The organism is Serratia liquefaciens ATCC 27592 (genome assembly GCF_000422085.1).
GTDB lineage: Bacteria > Pseudomonadota > Gammaproteobacteria > Enterobacterales > Enterobacteriaceae > Serratia > Serratia liquefaciens.
The window spans coordinates 4,731,789-4,747,779 of sequence record NC_021741.1 but is presented as its reverse complement, the minus strand read 5'-3'; the positions used below and the strand labels follow the sequence as shown (position 1 = coordinate 4,747,779).

14 protein-coding genes are annotated in these 15,991 nt (G+C 57.4%); 7 read left to right on the top strand and 7 right to left on the bottom strand.

Annotation, left to right across the window (positions count from 1 at the left end):
• Positions 1 to 8: 8 nt before the first annotated feature.
• Positions 9 to 1,445, bottom strand: coding sequence for a capsule assembly Wzi family protein (locus M495_RS22105; protein WP_020837184.1), 1,437 nt, complete (start codon positions 1,443 to 1,445; stop codon positions 9 to 11).
• A 221-nt stretch (positions 1,446 to 1,666) separates the two neighbouring features.
• Here M495_RS22105 and psiE point away from each other — a divergent pair, with 221 nt between their 5' ends.
• Positions 1,667 to 2,074 carry a phosphate-starvation-inducible protein PsiE gene (psiE, locus tag M495_RS22100; RefSeq protein WP_020837183.1) on the top strand — a complete coding sequence of 136 codons (408 nt, stop codon included), beginning with the start codon at positions 1,667 to 1,669 and terminating at the stop codon, positions 2,072 to 2,074.
• A gap of 113 nt (positions 2,075 to 2,187) precedes the next feature.
• Here the strand turns inward: psiE and malG are convergent, their stop codons facing one another.
• From malG to malE, 3 genes are all read right to left on the bottom strand, one after another.
• On the bottom strand, positions 2,188 to 3,078 hold the full coding sequence (gene malG / locus M495_RS22095) for a maltose ABC transporter permease MalG (protein ID WP_020837182.1): 891 nt from the start codon (positions 3,076 to 3,078) through the stop codon (positions 2,188 to 2,190).
• 11 nt (positions 3,079 to 3,089) lie between these two features.
• The gene (gene malF, locus M495_RS22090) at positions 3,090 to 4,667 is read right to left on the bottom strand and encodes a maltose ABC transporter permease MalF (protein ID WP_020837181.1); all 1,578 of its coding nucleotides are present in this window, start codon (positions 4,665 to 4,667) and stop codon (positions 3,090 to 3,092) included.
• 63 nt (positions 4,668 to 4,730) lie between these two features.
• Positions 4,731 to 5,924, bottom strand: a complete 1,194-nt coding sequence (gene malE, locus M495_RS22085) for a maltose/maltodextrin ABC transporter substrate-binding protein MalE (RefSeq protein ID WP_020837180.1) — start codon at positions 5,922 to 5,924, stop codon at positions 4,731 to 4,733.
• 358 nt (positions 5,925 to 6,282) lie between these two features.
• Here malE and M495_RS26165 point away from each other — a divergent pair, with 358 nt between their 5' ends.
• From M495_RS26165 to malM, 4 genes are all read left to right on the top strand, one after another.
• Positions 6,283 to 7,254 (top strand): alpha-amylase family glycosyl hydrolase, encoded by a 972-nt coding sequence (locus M495_RS26165; protein ID WP_020837179.1) that lies wholly within the window; start codon positions 6,283 to 6,285, stop codon positions 7,252 to 7,254.
• The gene (malK, locus tag M495_RS22075; RefSeq protein WP_020837178.1) at positions 7,247 to 8,356 is read left to right on the top strand and encodes a maltose/maltodextrin ABC transporter ATP-binding protein MalK; all 1,110 of its coding nucleotides are present in this window, start codon (positions 7,247 to 7,249) and stop codon (positions 8,354 to 8,356) included. The genes M495_RS26165 and malK overlap by 8 nt, the downstream gene beginning before the upstream one ends.
• Positions 8,357 to 8,388: 32 nt before the next feature.
• A complete protein-coding gene (locus tag M495_RS22070; RefSeq protein ID WP_020837177.1) occupies positions 8,389 to 9,681 on the top strand; it encodes a maltoporin in 1,293 nt (430 codons plus the stop codon).
• 95 nt (positions 9,682 to 9,776) lie between these two features.
• Positions 9,777 to 10,673, top strand: a complete 897-nt coding sequence (gene malM, locus M495_RS22065; protein ID WP_020837176.1) for a maltose operon protein MalM — start codon at positions 9,777 to 9,779, stop codon at positions 10,671 to 10,673.
• A gap of 55 nt (positions 10,674 to 10,728) precedes the next feature.
• Here the strand turns inward: malM and M495_RS22060 are convergent, their stop codons facing one another.
• The 3 genes from M495_RS22060 to M495_RS22050 are packed head-to-tail and all read right to left on the bottom strand — an operon-like array spanning position 10,729 to position 14,141.
• On the bottom strand, positions 10,729 to 11,712 hold the full coding sequence (locus M495_RS22060) for a nucleoside hydrolase (RefSeq protein WP_020837175.1): 984 nt from the start codon (positions 11,710 to 11,712) through the stop codon (positions 10,729 to 10,731).
• 22 nt (positions 11,713 to 11,734) lie between these two features.
• The gene (locus tag M495_RS22055; protein ID WP_020837174.1) at positions 11,735 to 12,736 is read right to left on the bottom strand and encodes a LacI family DNA-binding transcriptional regulator; all 1,002 of its coding nucleotides are present in this window, start codon (positions 12,734 to 12,736) and stop codon (positions 11,735 to 11,737) included.
• 22 nt (positions 12,737 to 12,758) lie between these two features.
• Positions 12,759 to 14,141 (bottom strand): MFS transporter, encoded by a 1,383-nt coding sequence (locus M495_RS22050; protein ID WP_020837173.1) that lies wholly within the window; start codon positions 14,139 to 14,141, stop codon positions 12,759 to 12,761.
• 391 nt (positions 14,142 to 14,532) lie between these two features.
• On the opposite strand from M495_RS22050, the gene ubiC reads away from it, so the two are divergent.
• Both ubiC and ubiA read left to right on the top strand, forming a co-directional pair.
• Entirely contained in the window at positions 14,533 to 15,057 is a 525-nt protein-coding gene (ubiC, locus tag M495_RS22045; RefSeq protein WP_020837172.1) for a chorismate lyase, read from the top strand.
• On the top strand, positions 15,054 to 15,947 hold the full coding sequence (ubiA, locus tag M495_RS22040) for a 4-hydroxybenzoate octaprenyltransferase (RefSeq protein WP_041415038.1): 894 nt from the start codon (positions 15,054 to 15,056) through the stop codon (positions 15,945 to 15,947). The genes ubiC and ubiA overlap by 4 nt, the downstream gene beginning before the upstream one ends.
• Positions 15,948 to 15,991: the final 44 nt, after the last annotated feature.

Sequence of the window (15,991 nt, the reverse complement as noted above, 5' to 3'; positions counted from 1 at the left end):
TGAAGGAATTACAGATTGATAGGCACTTCGAAACTGATGCCTGCGCCTACGTCATCGGCGGTGCTGGCGTTGTTATCGGTGTACCACAGGCTGGTATCAAACTTGACCTGAGAGTCGAAGTTGTAACCCCAGCCTAACTGAATGCCTTTCAGCGTATCGGATTTCGGGAAGGCATGGTTTATCGACTGGCTGTTCGGGTTCACTTTGGCGTATACCAAGCGGGTGCTCCAGCGTTGGCCATCGTCCAACACCATCTCTACGCGGCCGGACAGCATTTGCCCGTCGCCACCCATGGCGTGGCCCAGTGGGTAGCCTTGCTGGTAGTAGCCACCTTTATAGGTGTAGTGGGTGTAAACATAGTTTTTACGGCTCATATCGGAGCGGGTATCTGCCCCTTCAATAGACCAGTTGATAGTGGTTGGGCCCCATTCAGGATGGCCTTCCAGCCCCAGCAGGTAGGTATTTTGCGATGGCAGGAAGCCCGCTTCATCTTCACCCACTAACTGACCGTACAGGCTGACAGGCAGACCAATCAACGGCTGCATTTTCAGTTTGAAGTCGAAACCGGCGAGCTGGTTGCCGGGATCGTTGCCTTGTCCTGAGTCATCGTTGTCCTTGCCGGTGAAGGCGTCCCAGAAGGAGCTAAAGGACTGTGGTCGGCCGCTACCGCCCCACTGCATGATGCGCGAAGCGCCCAACTCGAGGAAGTTGGTCGGCATCATGGTCAGACGGCCGCCGATCAGCTTGGTATCAGGCACGGCGGTGTACTGCGACAGCTGACCTGCCGTCAGTTGGTACTGCCAGCGGCCAATCCAGGACAGCCAAGGGGTTTCAAACGGCGATTGGTCGGCGCGCTGCAGCATAAAGCCGGCGACCGGGCGTGCGGCGTCGGAACGGATCAGGCTGCCGTCGTAACCAGGCCCCCACCATTGGGAAACTTCACCGAAGGACAGCCACTGGTTCCAGATTTTCACTGCACCGTAGGAGCCGTTGAGGTTGAATTTGGAACCGTCGCTGACGCGCTGATCGCCTTCGACTGAACCCTGGAGTCGCACGTCCCAGAATTCGCCGTTGGCACCGGCACCGACGGTGAGGCTTTGGTCAGCATATTGGTTCTGCCCGAAACCCTGTGGCGTGCCGGGCTTATCGGTAGCGGCGTAGCCGCTGACGCGAATATTGGCTTTCAGTTCGCCGACGCGGCGTTGAACACGGTCGATGACGTTTTTCTCGGTATTGGTTACCGGTTTGGCCTGTGAAATGACCGAACTGATCTCTTCCTGGCTTAGTGGCCAGGTGGACAGGCTAACGTTGATTACGCCGCGATCGGACAACCAGGCGAGGTCGTTGCGCAGGTCATTATCAGGGGTTACCAATCCGCTGGCATGGCCGGTTAATGCACAGGTAAACAGGCCTGCGGCGACCAGTCCGTTAAGCTTAGCGCGCATAAATATTCCCTTGTTAATTCGAGGTGTTTGTTTTATGTAAAGATCTATGACCCATCATAGTTGACATTTCAATTTGCTACAAATATATCCACATGAAACATTTAAATTTAACCGTTTGAATGGTAATCGTTTTTTTCAATCGGCATACAGATGTTAATTTTTAAGATAATGCCTATGTTAGGATGCGTAGATAATTACAGTGGTATTTATGGGGAATAATTATGGCAAAAACCTCCCGCTCAGTGATGGTGGCCAAAGGGCTACAACGGGTGCTGAACGTTGGGCTGTTGTTGTTGGCAGCAATCCTGATCGTTTTTTTGGTGAAAGAAACCATTCATTTGGCGAAAGTTTTGTTTGTAAATAACGAGGAGTCTACGTCCTATCTCTTGATTGAAGGGATTGTGATTTACTTTCTCTATTTTGAGTTTATCGCGTTGATTGTTAAATATTTTGAGTCTGGCTATCACTTTCCGCTGCGCTACTTTATTTATATCGGCATCACCGCAATTATCCGATTGATCATTGTGGATCATGAAAACCCAATCGATACGCTAATTTATTCCGCCGCGATATTGTTACTGGTAGTGACGCTCTACCTGGCCAATACCGACCGCTTAAAACGGGAATAGCAGAAATAAAAATGGCGGCCCGATAGGGCCGCCGAAGACACAGGTATTGATCGGAAATAACTGAAGTACATCAAGCGCAGTAGGGCCCACCCGTGAGTGAGGCCCGAGAAAATCTAACCTTTCACCCCACCTGCCGTCAGGCCTCCTACCAGCCAGCGTTGCGCCAGCAAGAATACGGCGGTAATCGGGATTGCCGACAGCACCGCCGCAGCGGCAAAGTCGCCCCACAGATAGTTTTGTGGGTTCAGGTATTGCTGCATGCCCACTGCCAACGTGTAGCTGTTAACGTCACGCAGCAACAGCGAGGCGACCGGCACTTCGGTGATGGCCGCGATAAACGACAGAATAAACACTACCGCCAGGATCGGTACCGACAGCGGCAACAGCACCAGGCGGAACGCCTGCCAAGGGCTGGCACCGTCCAATGCCGCCGCCTCCTCCAGCGAGTTATCGATGGTTTCGAAATAGCCTTTGATCGTCCAAACATGCAGTGCGATCCCGCCCATGTAAGCGAAGATCACGCCGCCGTGGGTGTTCAGGCCGATAAACGGAATGTATTGGCCCAGACGATCGAACAAGGCGTACAACGCCACCAGCGACAGCACCGCCGGGAACATCTGGAAAATCAGCATGCTTTTCAGCAGCGTGCTCTTGCCGCGAAAACGCATGCGGGCAAAGGCGTAGGCGCAGGTGGTGGACAGCGTGACGATGCCGATCGCAGTGATCACCGCGATCTTGATTGAGTTCCACAGCCACAGCAGCACCGGGAACGGCGGCGGGGTAACGCTGCCGTCGGCGTGGGTCACGCTCATGCCAAGCGCCAGCCGCCAGTGATCCCATGAAATTTGTTCCGGTATCAGGCTGCCGGTGGCGAAGTTGCCGGAACGCAGCGAGATGGTCACCACCATCAGCAGCGGGAACATGATCAGGGCGATAAAGCACAGCATTAGAATATGGGTCATCCACAGGCGCAGGCGCTGGGACTTGGGTTGGACCATGGCCATTATTTTTCTCCCTAGTCGAAGTTCATCTTGCTGGCTTTCAGATTCAGGATCGCCAGAGCGCCTACCAGCAGGAAGATCAGCGTGGCAATGGCGGCTGCCAGTCCGAAGTCCTGCCCGCCGCCGCCCTCGAAGGCAATGCGGTAGGTATAGCTGACCAGCAGGTCGGTATAACCGGCCGGCGTGGTGGTGCCAATCATGTCAGGCCCGCCGTTGGTCAGCAGCTGAATCAAGACAAAGTTATTAAAGTTGAAGGCGAAGCTGGCGATCATCAGCGGCGTCAGCGGTTTGATCAGCAGCGGCAGCGTGATGCGGAAGAAGTTCTGCATCGGGGTGGCGCCGTCCATTGCCGAGGCCTCGTACAAATCGTCGGGTATTGCCTTCAGCAGCCCCATGCACAGGATCATCATGTAGGGATAACCCAACCAGGTGTTGACGATCAAAATCATGCTTTTGGCGGTGATAGGGTCGCTGAACCAGGCCGGTTTGATGCCAAACAGATGGCTAAGCATCATGTTGATTTCACCGAAGCTTTGGTTGAACAACCCTTTGAAAATCAGTATCGAAATAAACGACGGTACCGCGTAGGGCAGTATCAGCATCACGCGATAAACCGCTTTGCCTTTCAGCGCTTCCCACTGCACCACGCAGGCCAGCACCATACCCACCGCCACGGTGAGGATCACGGTCATGACCGAGAACACGATGGTCCAGATAAAAATCGACACGAACGGCTTCTTGATGCCTTCGTCCTGCAGCACGCGCAGGAAGTTTTTCCATCCGATGGTGACGGTATAGCCTGGGCTCAGGGTCTCTTTGGCCCAGTTGCCCTCGGCATTCACCGCCTGATAGAAGCCAATGTCAGGGTTTGGGCGGTATTGAGTATGGGTTTGTTGGTCGGTCAGCGTATTGCTTTCCTTGTCCAGCGCGTAGAGCGGGGTGGTGCCGGAAAATTGGCGCAGGGAACTCATGCGCAGCTCGCCGCCGTCCGGAAGTAATGCCACCAGTTGGCTCAGCGCCTGACGATTTTGCGTGATCACTCGCAGCGTGGCGCGTTCGCCGACCGGTTCTGCGCTTTCTTCCGTCAGTTTCAGCGTTTGCGGCGCACTGGCGTCAAAGCTGAACGGTTCGGAAATCAGTTTTTGGTCACTGTCAGGGTGGGTTAACTGCAGGCGCCAACGTTGATTTTCTGCCGGATACAGCCCGAAGGTGAAGGTTTTTCCGGTTTGGAACTGACGCTGCATCAGCACCGACTGAGCGCGTTCAAAGGTGAGCTGGTTGGTGCTGCTGTAGTTGGTAAAGGCGATGGCGATGGTGCAAATCAGCGGAAACAGGACAAACAGCCCCATGCCAGCGATGCCCGGATAAACGTAGCGCCAGGCGTAAGCCCGGCGATTGGCGAAGACGTAAAGCCCGGCGCTGACCAGTATCAGCGTCAGAATGGCAAACAGGTATTCACCCTGTGCATACATCAACACAATCAGATAGCAGGTAACCAGGCTGAACAGGCCGATGACCAGCCATTTCAGTACGTCACTCTGCCACCACTTCGACTTTTTGCGCGCAGGCGACCCGGCGTGAGCTAATTGCATAGGGCGTTCCTTTCTGTGAAGCCACAGCGGGGCGCTGATCCGCACCCCGCACAACGTTGTGTGTTACTTGGTGATACGGGTCTGCACATCATCCAACGCGGCTTTCACCGTCTGGCGGCCGCTGACGGCGTTGATTACCGCGCTGCGCTCGGCGTACCAGAAGGCGCTCATCTGCGGGATATTAGGCATAATTTCGCCGTTTTGTGAGTTTTCCATGGTGGCGGCGATTTTCGGATCCTTCGCCAGTTGCTCCTGGTAGGACTTCAGGGCCACCGCACCGAGCGGTTTGTCCTTGTTGACGTCGGCCAGGCCTTCGTTGGTCAACAGATAGTTTTCCAGGAATTCGGTAGCCAGCTCTTTGTTCGGGCTGGCGGCGTTGATCCCGGCGGTCAGCACGCCAACGAAAGGTTTGGACGGCTTGCCTTTAAAGGTCGGCAGCAGGGTTACGCCGTAGTTGATTTTGCTTTGCTCGATGTTTGACCAGGCCCACGGACCGTTGATGGTCATGGCGGTTTGGCCCTTATTGAAGGCGGCTTCGGCAATGGAGTAATCGGTATCGGCGTTGATCTGCTTGTTTTTCACCAGATCGACGATGAACTGCAGACCGGCCTGCGAACCGGCGTTGGCGACGCCAACGTCCTTGATGTTGTATTTGCCATTTTCATACTTGAAGGCATAACCGCCATCGGCGGCGATAATCGGCCAGGTGAAGTAGGGTTCTTGCAGGTTCCACATGATGGCGCTTTTGCCTTTGGCGCGCAGTTCTTTGTCCAGCGCCGGGATCTCTTCCCAGGTTTTTGGCGCCTGTTTGATCAGGTCTTTATTGTAAATCAGCGACAGCGCTTCCACGGCGATCGGGTAGCCGATCAGCTTGCCGTCGTAGCGCACTGCGTCCCAGGTGAACGGGAACAGCTTGTCCTGGAAGGCTTTGGAAGGATGGATTTCCGCCAGCAGGCCGGACTGCGCGTAGCCGCCAAAGCGGTCATGGGCCCAGAAGATGATGTCCGGGCCGTCGCCGGTGGCGGCAACCTGCGGGTACTTCTCTTCCAGCTTGTCCGGGTGTTCGATGGTCACTTTGATGCCGGTGTCTTTCTCAAACTTTTTGCCGACCTCGGCCAGGCCGTTATAGCCTTTATCGCCGTTGATCCAGATAACCAGTTTCCCTTCCTCGATCTTGGCGAAGGCGGAAGAGGAAAGCACCAGGGTGGTCAGAGCCGAAAGCACCAGTGTGCGGGCGGTGGTAAAGCTGCGAGTCATAATCCAATCCTTCTTTTTTGTGGGCATGTAAGTCAAGGAGAGAGGTTTCGCGGTAATAGTGGGTCACAAAGCGACACATTCTCATCCTCCCCCCCTCTACGCCCCACGCCTGCGTAGTGTGATCCAGTTAACATTGCTCCCTATTCTGTGGTGTCAGACACAAAATAGGGGGACGATTTTTGCCAGGCAGATCACAGATTTGTCTTAAGCGTGGAACTTCTCGTCCCCGCGGTCGTTCTCTCATCCTCCCATCTCCTCCCCCATGAAAAATCCTGTTACGGATGATTACCCTTTGTGGGGTTTACCGCACTATCGGCCACATTGATTTTATCGCCACGTGCAGCAGGGAACCGGATTTATGTCGCCAATGCCTACCGTCACTCAGCCAACCCTGTACCGGATCCACCCGGTCAGTTTCCGTGATGGAAACGGGGATGGCGTGGGTGATGCTCACGGCATGATTGCGGCGCTGCCCTACCTGAACCAGCTGTCGATAGACGGCCTGGTCCTGCCGCAGCCATTGGCGGAGCAAGAGGGGGCGGCGGTCGCCGCGCAGGGTCTGGCGCTGTGGTATTGCGACGGGCCGCATCACATTCGTCGCGCCGCCGCGTCGCAGCAGTACCTTCGTAGCCCATTGGCGCTGGAGGTCGTGCCCTTCAGCGTAGAGAAACTGATTGAGGTGTTGAATGCTCGCCGCGCCACTCTGGCAGACAGCCTGTGGAGCACCGGTGATGCGGATCAGCCGCGAGTCGTTAGCCATTGGGGCCAGGGTAATCTGCGTTCGGCTGATGCCTTTTTGACGCTGCTGGCGATGTTGCCTGCGCCCATCTGCCTGTATCAGGGCGAAGAATTGGGTCTGCCACACGCCGCCGGCCTGCAGGATCCGCTGGGTGCGCAAACGCCGATGCCCTGGCATGAAGCGCCGGAACAGGTGACCAACGGTGAGATCCACTGGTACCAACAGGTGGCCATCGAACATCGCGCGCTGGCCATCAGCCGCCAGCAGCAGGACAACCAATCCACCTTGCGTTACTGCCAATCTCTGTTGGCGCTGCGCCGCTTGCCGGTGATCCAGCAGGGCGAACTGAGTGTGGTCAGCCAGCATAACGGCGTGGTTCGTTTACTTATTACCCATCAGGATCAATGCCTTGAAGCGCTGATTAACCTGCAGCCTTATACTCAGGCGGCCGCGCCGTCTGAGGCGACCTTGCCATTGGCATGGCAGCACGGTGCGCAGCAAGAGGGTCATCAATGGGTTTTGGCGGGTTTTGCGTCCGCCATTTTTACACGAAATGTTAACTGCGAAAGCAGGGGAGTAACGCATGGCTAGCGTCACATTGCGCAGCGTTTATAAGGCCTTCGGCGAAGCTGTGATTTCCAAAGACGTCAATCTGACGATAGATGACGGTGAGTTTGTGGTGTTTGTCGGGCCGTCGGGCTGCGGCAAATCGACACTGCTGCGCATGATTGCCGGGCTGGAGGACATCACCTCTGGCGACCTGATGATCGGCGATAAACGCATGAATGAGGTGCCGCCTTCAGAGCGCGGCATTGGCATGGTGTTTCAGTCCTATGCGCTGTATCCGCACCTGTCGGTGGCCGACAACATGTCGTTCGGCCTGAAGCTGGCCGGTGCCAAGAAAGCGGAAATCAGCCAGCGGGTCAATCAGGTGTCGGAAGTGCTGCAACTGGCTCACCTGCTCGACAGGCGGCCAAAAGCGCTGTCCGGCGGGCAGCGTCAGCGGGTGGCGATCGGCCGTACGCTGGTGGCGGAACCGGACGTGTTCTTGCTCGACGAGCCGTTGTCGAACCTCGACGCCGCGCTGCGGGTGCAGATGCGCATTGAGATTTCGCGTCTGCACAAGCGCCTGCAGCGCACCATGATTTACGTGACGCACGATCAGGTGGAAGCGATGACGCTGGCCGACAAGATCGTGGTGTTGGACGCCGGGCGTGTCGCCCAGGTCGGCAAGCCGCTGGAGCTGTATCACTATCCGGCCAACCGCTTTGTCGCCGGCTTTATCGGCTCGCCGAAAATGAATTTCCTGCCGGTCAAAGTGACCGCCGCAGAGCCGCAACAGGTCCAGGTCGAGCTGCCTAACCGCCAGTTGGTGTGGTTGCCGGTGGAAGGCACCGACGTTCAGCCCGGTACCAACATGTCTCTGGGCATTCGCCCGGAGCATCTGCTGCCCAGTGATGCCTCTGAAGTACTGCTTACGGGTGACGTACAGGTGGTGGAGCAACTCGGTAACGAGACGCAAATCCACATCCAAATCCCGGCAATTCGTCAAAACCTGGTTTACCGCCAGAACGACGTGGTGCTGGTAGAAGAAGGTGCAACATTCGCCATAGGCTTGCCGCCTCACCGTTGCCATCTGTTCCGTGAGGACGGTACGGCATGTAAACGGCTGCACCAGGAGCCGGGCGTTTAAAGCATCACAGTCTGTATAACAGGAGAATAATGATGACTACTCTGCGCAAACTTCCTCTGGCACTGGCAATCGCCGCTGGTGTGCTTACCACTCAGGCGATGGCCGTTGATTTTAAAGGCTACGCCCGTTCCGGCATCGGCTGGACCGGCAGTGGTGGCGAGCAACAGTGCTTCCAGGCTACCGGTGCCGGCAGCAAGTACCGTCTCGGCAACGAATGCGAGACCTACGCCGAGCTGAAACTGGGACAGGAAGTGTGGAAAGAAGGCGATAAAAGCTTCTACTTCGATACCAACCTGGCTTACTCCGTTTCACAACGTTCCGACTGGGAAGACGTGACGCCAGGCTTCCGTGAAGTGAATGTGCAGGGTAAAAACCTGATTGAATGGTTGCCGGGTGCCAACATGTGGGCCGGTAAGCGTTTCTATCAGCGTCATGATGTTCACATGATTGACTTCTACTACTGGGATATCTCCGGTCCGGGCGCCGGTCTGGAAAATATTGATTTGGGCTTCGGCAAACTGTCTGCTGCCGTAACCCGTAACTCAGAATCCGGCGGCTCTTACGGTTACCTGGATAACGAGTGGGATCAACGTCCTACCGTCAACGACACCTTCGACGTGCGCTTGGCCGGCCTGGAGTTGAACCCGGGCGGCACCCTGGAGTTGGGTGTGGACTACGGTCGTGCCAATACTCAGGACGGATACCATTTGGCTGACGGCGCCAGCAAAGACGGCTGGATGTTCACCGCGGAACATACCCAGAGCATCCTGACCGGCTACAACAAGTTTGTGGTGCAGTACGCCACCGACTCCATGACTTCGCAGAACAACGGCCGCAACCAGGGCTCAACCATCGACAACAACGGCAAGATGATCCGCGTGCTGGACCATGGTGCCATCGACTTCAACGATCAATGGGCGCTGATGTACGTCGGTATGTTCCAGGATGTCGATCGTGACAACAATAACGGCACCACCTGGTACACCGTGGGCGTGCGTCCAATGTACAAATGGACGCCAATCATGAGCACCCTGCTGGAAGCCGGTTACGACAACGTGAAATCCCAGCGCACCGGCGATCGCAACGGTCAGTACAAAGTGACCCTGGCGCAACAGTGGCAAGCGGGCAACAGCATCTGGTCACGTCCGGCTATCCGCGTATTCGCGACCTACGCCAAGTGGGATGAGAAGTGGGGCTACGCCAATAACGACTCCGGCGCCGGTTACAACTCGGGCACCGCGTACAACGACACCAGCTTACATACCTTCAGCCGCGGCAATGACGACGAAGTCACCTTCGGTGCCCAGATGGAAATCTGGTGGTAATGAGATAACGGGGAGGGCCAGGTGCTCTCCCCAGCCTGTATTCGCCGGCGTCGTCTCTCTTGCCTGAGCCGCGCCGGATATCATGGGGTATAACAATGAAAAAGAATCTGCTGTCACTTTGCCTGTCACTGGCTCTGACCCTTGGCGCACCGCTGGTGGTCAATGCCGATACGCCGGCCAATGTTTCCATCGCGCCGGCCATTAGCGCCAGCACGCTGCAAAGCCTGCCGTGGCAACCGCTGATGCCGCCGGTCAGCCAGGACATCAAACTGGATAATGTCAGCCCACAAATCAATCAGGGTGACATTCAGGGCGCTATCGCCGCTTATACGCTACCGGCCGATCGCGGTTCGCTGGAAGTCACGCTGAGCAGCATCAGCAAGAACAACTCACTTTACGCGCCGAGCGTGTTGGTGCTGGATGAGCACCTGCGCCCTGCGGCCTATTACCCGAGCAGTTACTTCCCGTATCAACCACCGGGTGCGATGTCATCCGATCGGCTGGAGGGCACGCTGAAACTGACCCCGGCACTCGGTCAGAAACAAATTTATCTGCTGGTGTACACCACCCGTCAGGATCTGGCGAAAACCACGCAACTGACCAACCCGGCCAAGGCTTATGCGCAGGGCGTGGGCAACGCGGTGCCGGATATTCCGGATCCGATCGCCCGGCATAGCACCAGCGGCACTATCAAACTGAAGGTCACGGCAGAGCAGGGCAGCGGCAATATCATGATCGGCATGCTGCAGCCGGCACCGGCGGCGACGCCAGTGGTGGTGGGATCAACGGCCGCCGTCGCAGCAGCACCGGCCCCGACTCAACCGGCGGAACCCATGTTGAATGACACCGAAGCTTACTTTAACAACGGCATCAAACAGGCGGTGAAGGCGGGCGATATCGATAAAGCGCTGAAACTGATGAATGAGGCTGAAAAACTGGGTTCCACCACAGCACGTGAAACCTTTATTGGTAGCGTGAAAGGCAAGGGGTAGTACCCGACGCTGTCGATGCTGGCTCGATGATTGGTGCGCCCCGGCGCACCTTTTTTCATCCGTGGGCCAGGGTGGTGCCGATCAACGCCAGCAGGCGGGCATTATCCACTTGCTGCATCACCCGCAACGGCTTGCCTTCGGGCTCCGGCATGCCGACCGTCAGGCGCAGGCCTCCAGGACGCCAGCGGCGAGAACTGCCGCGCGTCATAGCGCCTTCCAGTGCGACATCCACATAATATTCCTCCGTGGTCACCAACTGTGGCTCAAGCAACCAGGCAATCACCAGCGCATCGTGGATCCAGCAACCCGGCAGATGGCGGGTATGGCGGGAATAGTCGATCCAGGGTTGAGTGGTGGTTCGCAGATAGCGGCACAGCAGCGTGTCCGGTTGGGTCATCTGCGCCAGGCTTTCCTGAGTCAACATGGTTTGCGTAGTAACGTCCAGTGGGGCGAGCGTAATATTGGCACCGCTGGTCAGCACCTGCCGTGCGGCTTCCGGATCCAGACCAAAATTGGTGTCCTTGATGTAGCCCTCCAGGTTGAAGACTCCGCCCATGATCACAATTTCCTTCACCGCCTGTGCCATCTGCGGGTACAGCTGCAGAGCATGGGCGACGTTGGTCAGGGGGCCGATTGCCGCCAGGGTGATCTCGCCGGGGTTATTGCAAATCAGCTCGCCGATCGCCACGGCGGCGTTCGGCGTTGGTGTGGTTGCGGCCTGTGGATAAGGCGTATTGCGCCACAGTGCCGCCAGATCAGGATCGGCAATCGCGCGGTCGAGGTGGGCGCGCCAGGGTTCTGGCGGTTCGCTCAGCGCGCGCGCCGCGCCGACGGCAATCGGCACCTGATAGCCGGTTTGTTGCAGCAAATGTTGTGCCACGGCAAAGCCAACGTCACATGGCGTATTGCCCGCAACAATGCTGATCAACTCCAGTGAGAGTCGCGGGCGGGCTGCCAGTGCCAATGCCAGCGCCAGCCCGTCATCGACGTTGGCGCCGGGAATGCCGTTGCCGGGATCGCAATCAATAATCAAACGCATAGCGGTTACCTGAATCAATAAACTAACAGCCGCACGATCGGCGGATATGCAGTTGGAAAGCGAATTCGTGCAGCTCTGGCTGCGCAGCACCGGCAGCCAGCATGGCGATCGCTCGCTTGGCCATGGCGTCAATCGGTTGTTCGACCGCACTGAGCGGTGGCACGCTGAACTCGGACTGCTGGGTGCCGTTAAAACAAATGATCGCCAGATCGTCCGGCACGCGAAGCCGGTGTTCTGCCAGTGCCGACAGGCAACCGAGCGCCTGTTGTTCGTTAGAGGTGAATATGGCCCGCGGCCGCGGGGCTTGCAGCATTTTCTGGCTGGCCTGATAGCCCCCCTGACGGGTATAGGGCGCTTCGAATATCCACTCTTCGCGTGGCGCAATGCCCGCTTCCTTCAGTGCATCACGCCAGCCGTTAAGGCGGTCCTGCGCGTTGAGCATGGTCAAGGGGCCCACAAAAATGCCGATGTCCTGATAGCCGTGCTGCAACAGATGGCGAGTTGCCTGACAGGCCGCATCACGCTCGTCGACGCGAATAGCGCAGACGCCGGCATGGCTGTCTATGGTGTCAATCATTACGCATGGCGTGCCGGATGCGCGGATCAGATCGAACCAGGGATGGCGATCGACGCTGGTGTACAGCAGACCGTCAACCTGACGGCGCAGCAGATGATTAATCAGGTCGTGCTCGCGCTGGCGGTCGTCACCGGCGTCACCCAACAGCAGTACCCGACCGTGGCTGAAAGCCTCTCGCTGCAACGCCTGGGCCAGGGTGGCAAAAAACGGGTTGGAGATATCGGGTACCACCAACCCGTAGGTCAGGGTGTTGCCTGAAGCCAGTGCCCGGGCGATATCGTTTGGTCGGTAACCGGTTTTTTCAATAGCCTCCAGCACCCGCAGACGGGTGGTTTCCGCCACCGGGCGCGGTCCGTTGTTGATCACGTAGCTGACGACCGCAACCGAGGTGCCCGCTACGCGGGCGACGTCGGCACGGGTGATGCGTCGCGCGGATTGATTATCCAAGTTGGGTTCCTGTGCGCCCTGATTACGCCGCGTCCTGCGGCAGGTTTAGATCGCGGCCGCGGGTTTCCGGTGCAAAGAAGGTGGTGATTAAGCCAATGGCCGCCATTACAACAAAATAGCAGGCGACAGGCCACCAGTGACCGAAGCCGGACAGCAACGCGGTGGCGATCAGCGGAGCGGTACCGCCGGAAAGGATCGACCCCAGCTCCTTGGCGAACGCCATTTTTGAATAGCGATTTTTGACGCCGAACAGTTCCACGCCATAGGCCGCCTGCACCCCAAAAATGCCGAGTGACGCAATGCACATGCCGACCACAATCACTGAAATGACGGTTGCCGGTTCGCGGCTGTCGAGCAGCCAGAACGCCGGGAAGGCATACAACACCAGCAACAGACAGAACCAGCGGTAAGTGATACGACGGCCGAAGCGATCGGAAAGCCAACCGGCCAGGGGGATCACCAGGAAACCGCACAGTGAGGCGATCATCACCGCCAGCGCGGGCACCGATTTGTCCACCATCAGCACCTTGGCGACGTAACCGACGATAAAGCCCTGACACAGATAGGAGGGGCCATTCTCGCCAATGCGCAGGCCAAGCATGATCCAAAAAGCTTTGGTGCGCTGCAAATAACTGCGGTTATCCGGCTCGGTGGGGGTATTTTCCAGCATCCGCTGGCGGTTTTGCTGAAGCTCGCGTTCAAACACCGGCGTTTCGCGTACGTGGCGGCGCAGGTACAGTGCTCCTGCGGCGATCAGGATGCTGGCAAGGAACGGAATACGCCAGCCCCAGGCGATAAGATCCGCTTTGTCCAACTGCAACACTAACAACCACACCAGCGACGCCAGCAGGGTGCCGCTGTTGGAACCGATGGCGATGATCGAAGCGACCAGACCGCGTCGTTTTGCCGGTGCGTATTCTGCCAGCATCACCGCGCCGCCGGAGAGCTCCGCTCCGGCACCGAAACCTTGCGCAAAACGCAGGATCACCAGACAGACAGGCGCCCAAACGCCAATTTGTGCGTAGGAGGGGATCAGCCCGATCAGCGTGGTAGAAACGCCCATCAACGCGACCGTGGTGAGCAGTACCACGCGGCGGCCTTTGCGATCGCCAATCCAGCCAAAGACCAACGCACCGATTGGACGGGCGACAAAGCCGACGGAGTAAGTGGCAAAGCTGGCCAACAGCGCCACTATCGGTGTGGCTTCGGGAAAGAACACGTCGCCGAACACCATACCGGCCGCCAGGCCATACAGTGCGAAATCGACATATTCCATCGCGGTGCCGAGCCAGCAGGAAAAAGTGGCACGCCAGAATTGGCCGCGCCCTTCTTTGGTGGCCAGGCGTTCGTCGGCCGCCAGCGTATCGCCGGCGGCCTGTTGGTGTGCAAGCGTTGTTTCGCTCATGGCATTGATATCCTCTTTTCGTCATGCGCCATAAATGGCGCCGTTAAAGATGGTTTCCCTGGTGTCGGCAAGAAGGTTTGCTGACAAAGTGTTGGACTGATGGCGATTCAACGCTGCGGCACAAGAGTATCTACGCGCGTAGATAAAACAATGTGGCAGAGGCGAAAGTTTGCAGGCGATCACAGAATCCCCATCGCTCCGGTGGACGAAGGTAAAGAAAACAGATGGCAGAAAGATGACATTGCGCCGCTTTTTTGGGCGTTATTTTGCTGTGCGCCACGCCACGAATCAGCCTGCCGCTTTTGAATTTCTGCGTTACAATGGTCGACTGTTAACAGTTTGTCTGGTCTGGCGCGGCCGCAGGGCGCGGCGTCAGGCATGGAGTAGAGCAATGTCTGGCAATAAGGATTCCATCCTGCCGCCGTTGGAGTGGTTATCCGCGCAACAATCTCCGCCACCCGCCGCCGTCAGTGATTGGCTGATGGAGTTAGGATCCATGACCCGCCGCTTTGAACGTCACTGCGGGCGCGTGCACGTTGAGCCGCAGCGCGAGTGTTTTATCACCCGCGATCAACTGGGCGAAGAAGCCGACCATCTTCCTGACAGCCCACGATACTGGCTGCGTGAAATCGTGCTGTTGGGCGACAACCAGCCCTGGCTGCTGGGGCGTACGGTGATCCCGCAGGAAACCCTGACCGGCCCGGATTTGGCGCTGGTGGATTTGGGCACATTGCCGTTGGGGCGCTATCTTTTTAGCAGCGACGAGTTAACTCGCGATTACATCCATATCGGTCGGCAAGATGCGCTGTGGGCACGCCGTTCCCGCCTGCGACTGGCGGGTAAACCGCTGTTGCTGACCGAACTGTTTCTACCGGCTTCGCCGCTGTACGCCGCGGGCAGTACTGACCCCGAATGATGAGGAGAGGAAATACCTTGGAGGGAAGCGTGATTCAAAGTAAATGGCAGGCTTATAGCCATCTGATGCGCATCGATAAACCTATTGGCACCTTGCTGTTGCTGTGGCCGACGCTGTGGGCGCTGTGGCTGGCGGGGAAGGGCGTGCCGTCGCTGTCTATCCTGCTGGTGTTCGTGGTCGGGGTTTTCCTGATGCGTGCCGCCGGTTGTGTGGTGAATGATTATGCCGATCGCGCCGTCGATGGCCATGTGAAGCGTACCGCCGGACGCCCAATGCCCAGCGGCCGGGTGAGCGAAAAAGAGGCCAAGATCCTGTTTGTGGTGCTGGTGCTGATTTCGTTCGCGCTGGTGCTGACGCTGAATGCGATGACCATCTGGCTGTCTCTGGCGGCGTTGGCGCTGGCATGGGCCTATCCGTTTATGAAGCGGGTCACTCATTTGCCGCAGTTCGTGTTGGGTGCCGCGTTTGGTTGGGGCATTCCAATGGCCTACGCCGCCGTCAGCGAATCGCTGCCGCTGAGCTGCTGGCTGCTGCTGCTGGCCAACATCTGCTGGACGGTAGCTTACGATACGCTGTATGCCATGGTCGATCGCGACGATGATCTGAAGATTGGCGTGAAATCCACCGCCATTTTGTTCGGTCGCTATGACAAACTGATCGTCGGCCTGCTGCAGTTCGCCACCTTGCTGCTGATGCTGTGGGTGGGCTATCTGGCGCAGTTGAGCGGCGCGTTTTATTGGTCACTGTTGCTGGCGGGAGCCCTGTTTATCCATCAGCAAAAACAAATTGCCGGTCGTGAACGGGATGCCTGTTTCAAAGCGTTCCTGGATAACAACTACGTCGGGCTGGTACTGTTTATCGGTATTGCGCTGAGTTACTGGCAAAGTTGACCGCGTTCGGACAGTAAAAAAGGCACCCTGGGGTGCCTTTTGTT

What these genes read in the sequence shown, in the direction of transcription:
- M495_RS22105 (WP_020837184.1), bottom strand. Translation starts at nt 1,445, where the DNA reads ATGCGCGCTAAGCTTAACGGACTGGTCGCCGCAGGCCTGTTTACCTGT.
- psiE (WP_020837183.1), top strand. Translation starts at nt 1,667, where the DNA reads ATGGCAAAAACCTCCCGCTCAGTGATGGTGGCCAAAGGGCTACAACGG.
- malG (WP_020837182.1), bottom strand. Translation starts at nt 3,078, where the DNA reads ATGGCCATGGTCCAACCCAAGTCCCAGCGCCTGCGCCTGTGGATGACC.
- malF (WP_020837181.1), bottom strand. Translation starts at nt 4,667, where the DNA reads ATGCAATTAGCTCACGCCGGGTCGCCTGCGCGCAAAAAGTCGAAGTGG.
- malE (WP_020837180.1), bottom strand. Translation starts at nt 5,924, where the DNA reads ATGACTCGCAGCTTTACCACCGCCCGCACACTGGTGCTTTCGGCTCTG.
- M495_RS26165 (WP_020837179.1), top strand. Translation starts at nt 6,283, where the DNA reads ATGTCGCCAATGCCTACCGTCACTCAGCCAACCCTGTACCGGATCCAC.
- malK (WP_020837178.1), top strand. Translation starts at nt 7,247, where the DNA reads ATGGCTAGCGTCACATTGCGCAGCGTTTATAAGGCCTTCGGCGAAGCT.
- M495_RS22070 (WP_020837177.1), top strand. Translation starts at nt 8,389, where the DNA reads ATGACTACTCTGCGCAAACTTCCTCTGGCACTGGCAATCGCCGCTGGT.
- malM (WP_020837176.1), top strand. Translation starts at nt 9,777, where the DNA reads ATGAAAAAGAATCTGCTGTCACTTTGCCTGTCACTGGCTCTGACCCTT.
- M495_RS22060 (WP_020837175.1), bottom strand. Translation starts at nt 11,712, where the DNA reads ATGCGTTTGATTATTGATTGCGATCCCGGCAACGGCATTCCCGGCGCC.
- M495_RS22050 (WP_020837173.1), bottom strand. Translation starts at nt 14,141, where the DNA reads ATGAGCGAAACAACGCTTGCACACCAACAGGCCGCCGGCGATACGCTG.
- ubiC (WP_020837172.1), top strand. Translation starts at nt 14,533, where the DNA reads ATGTCTGGCAATAAGGATTCCATCCTGCCGCCGTTGGAGTGGTTATCC.
- ubiA (WP_041415038.1), top strand. Translation starts at nt 15,054, where the DNA reads ATGATGAGGAGAGGAAATACCTTGGAGGGAAGCGTGATTCAAAGTAAA.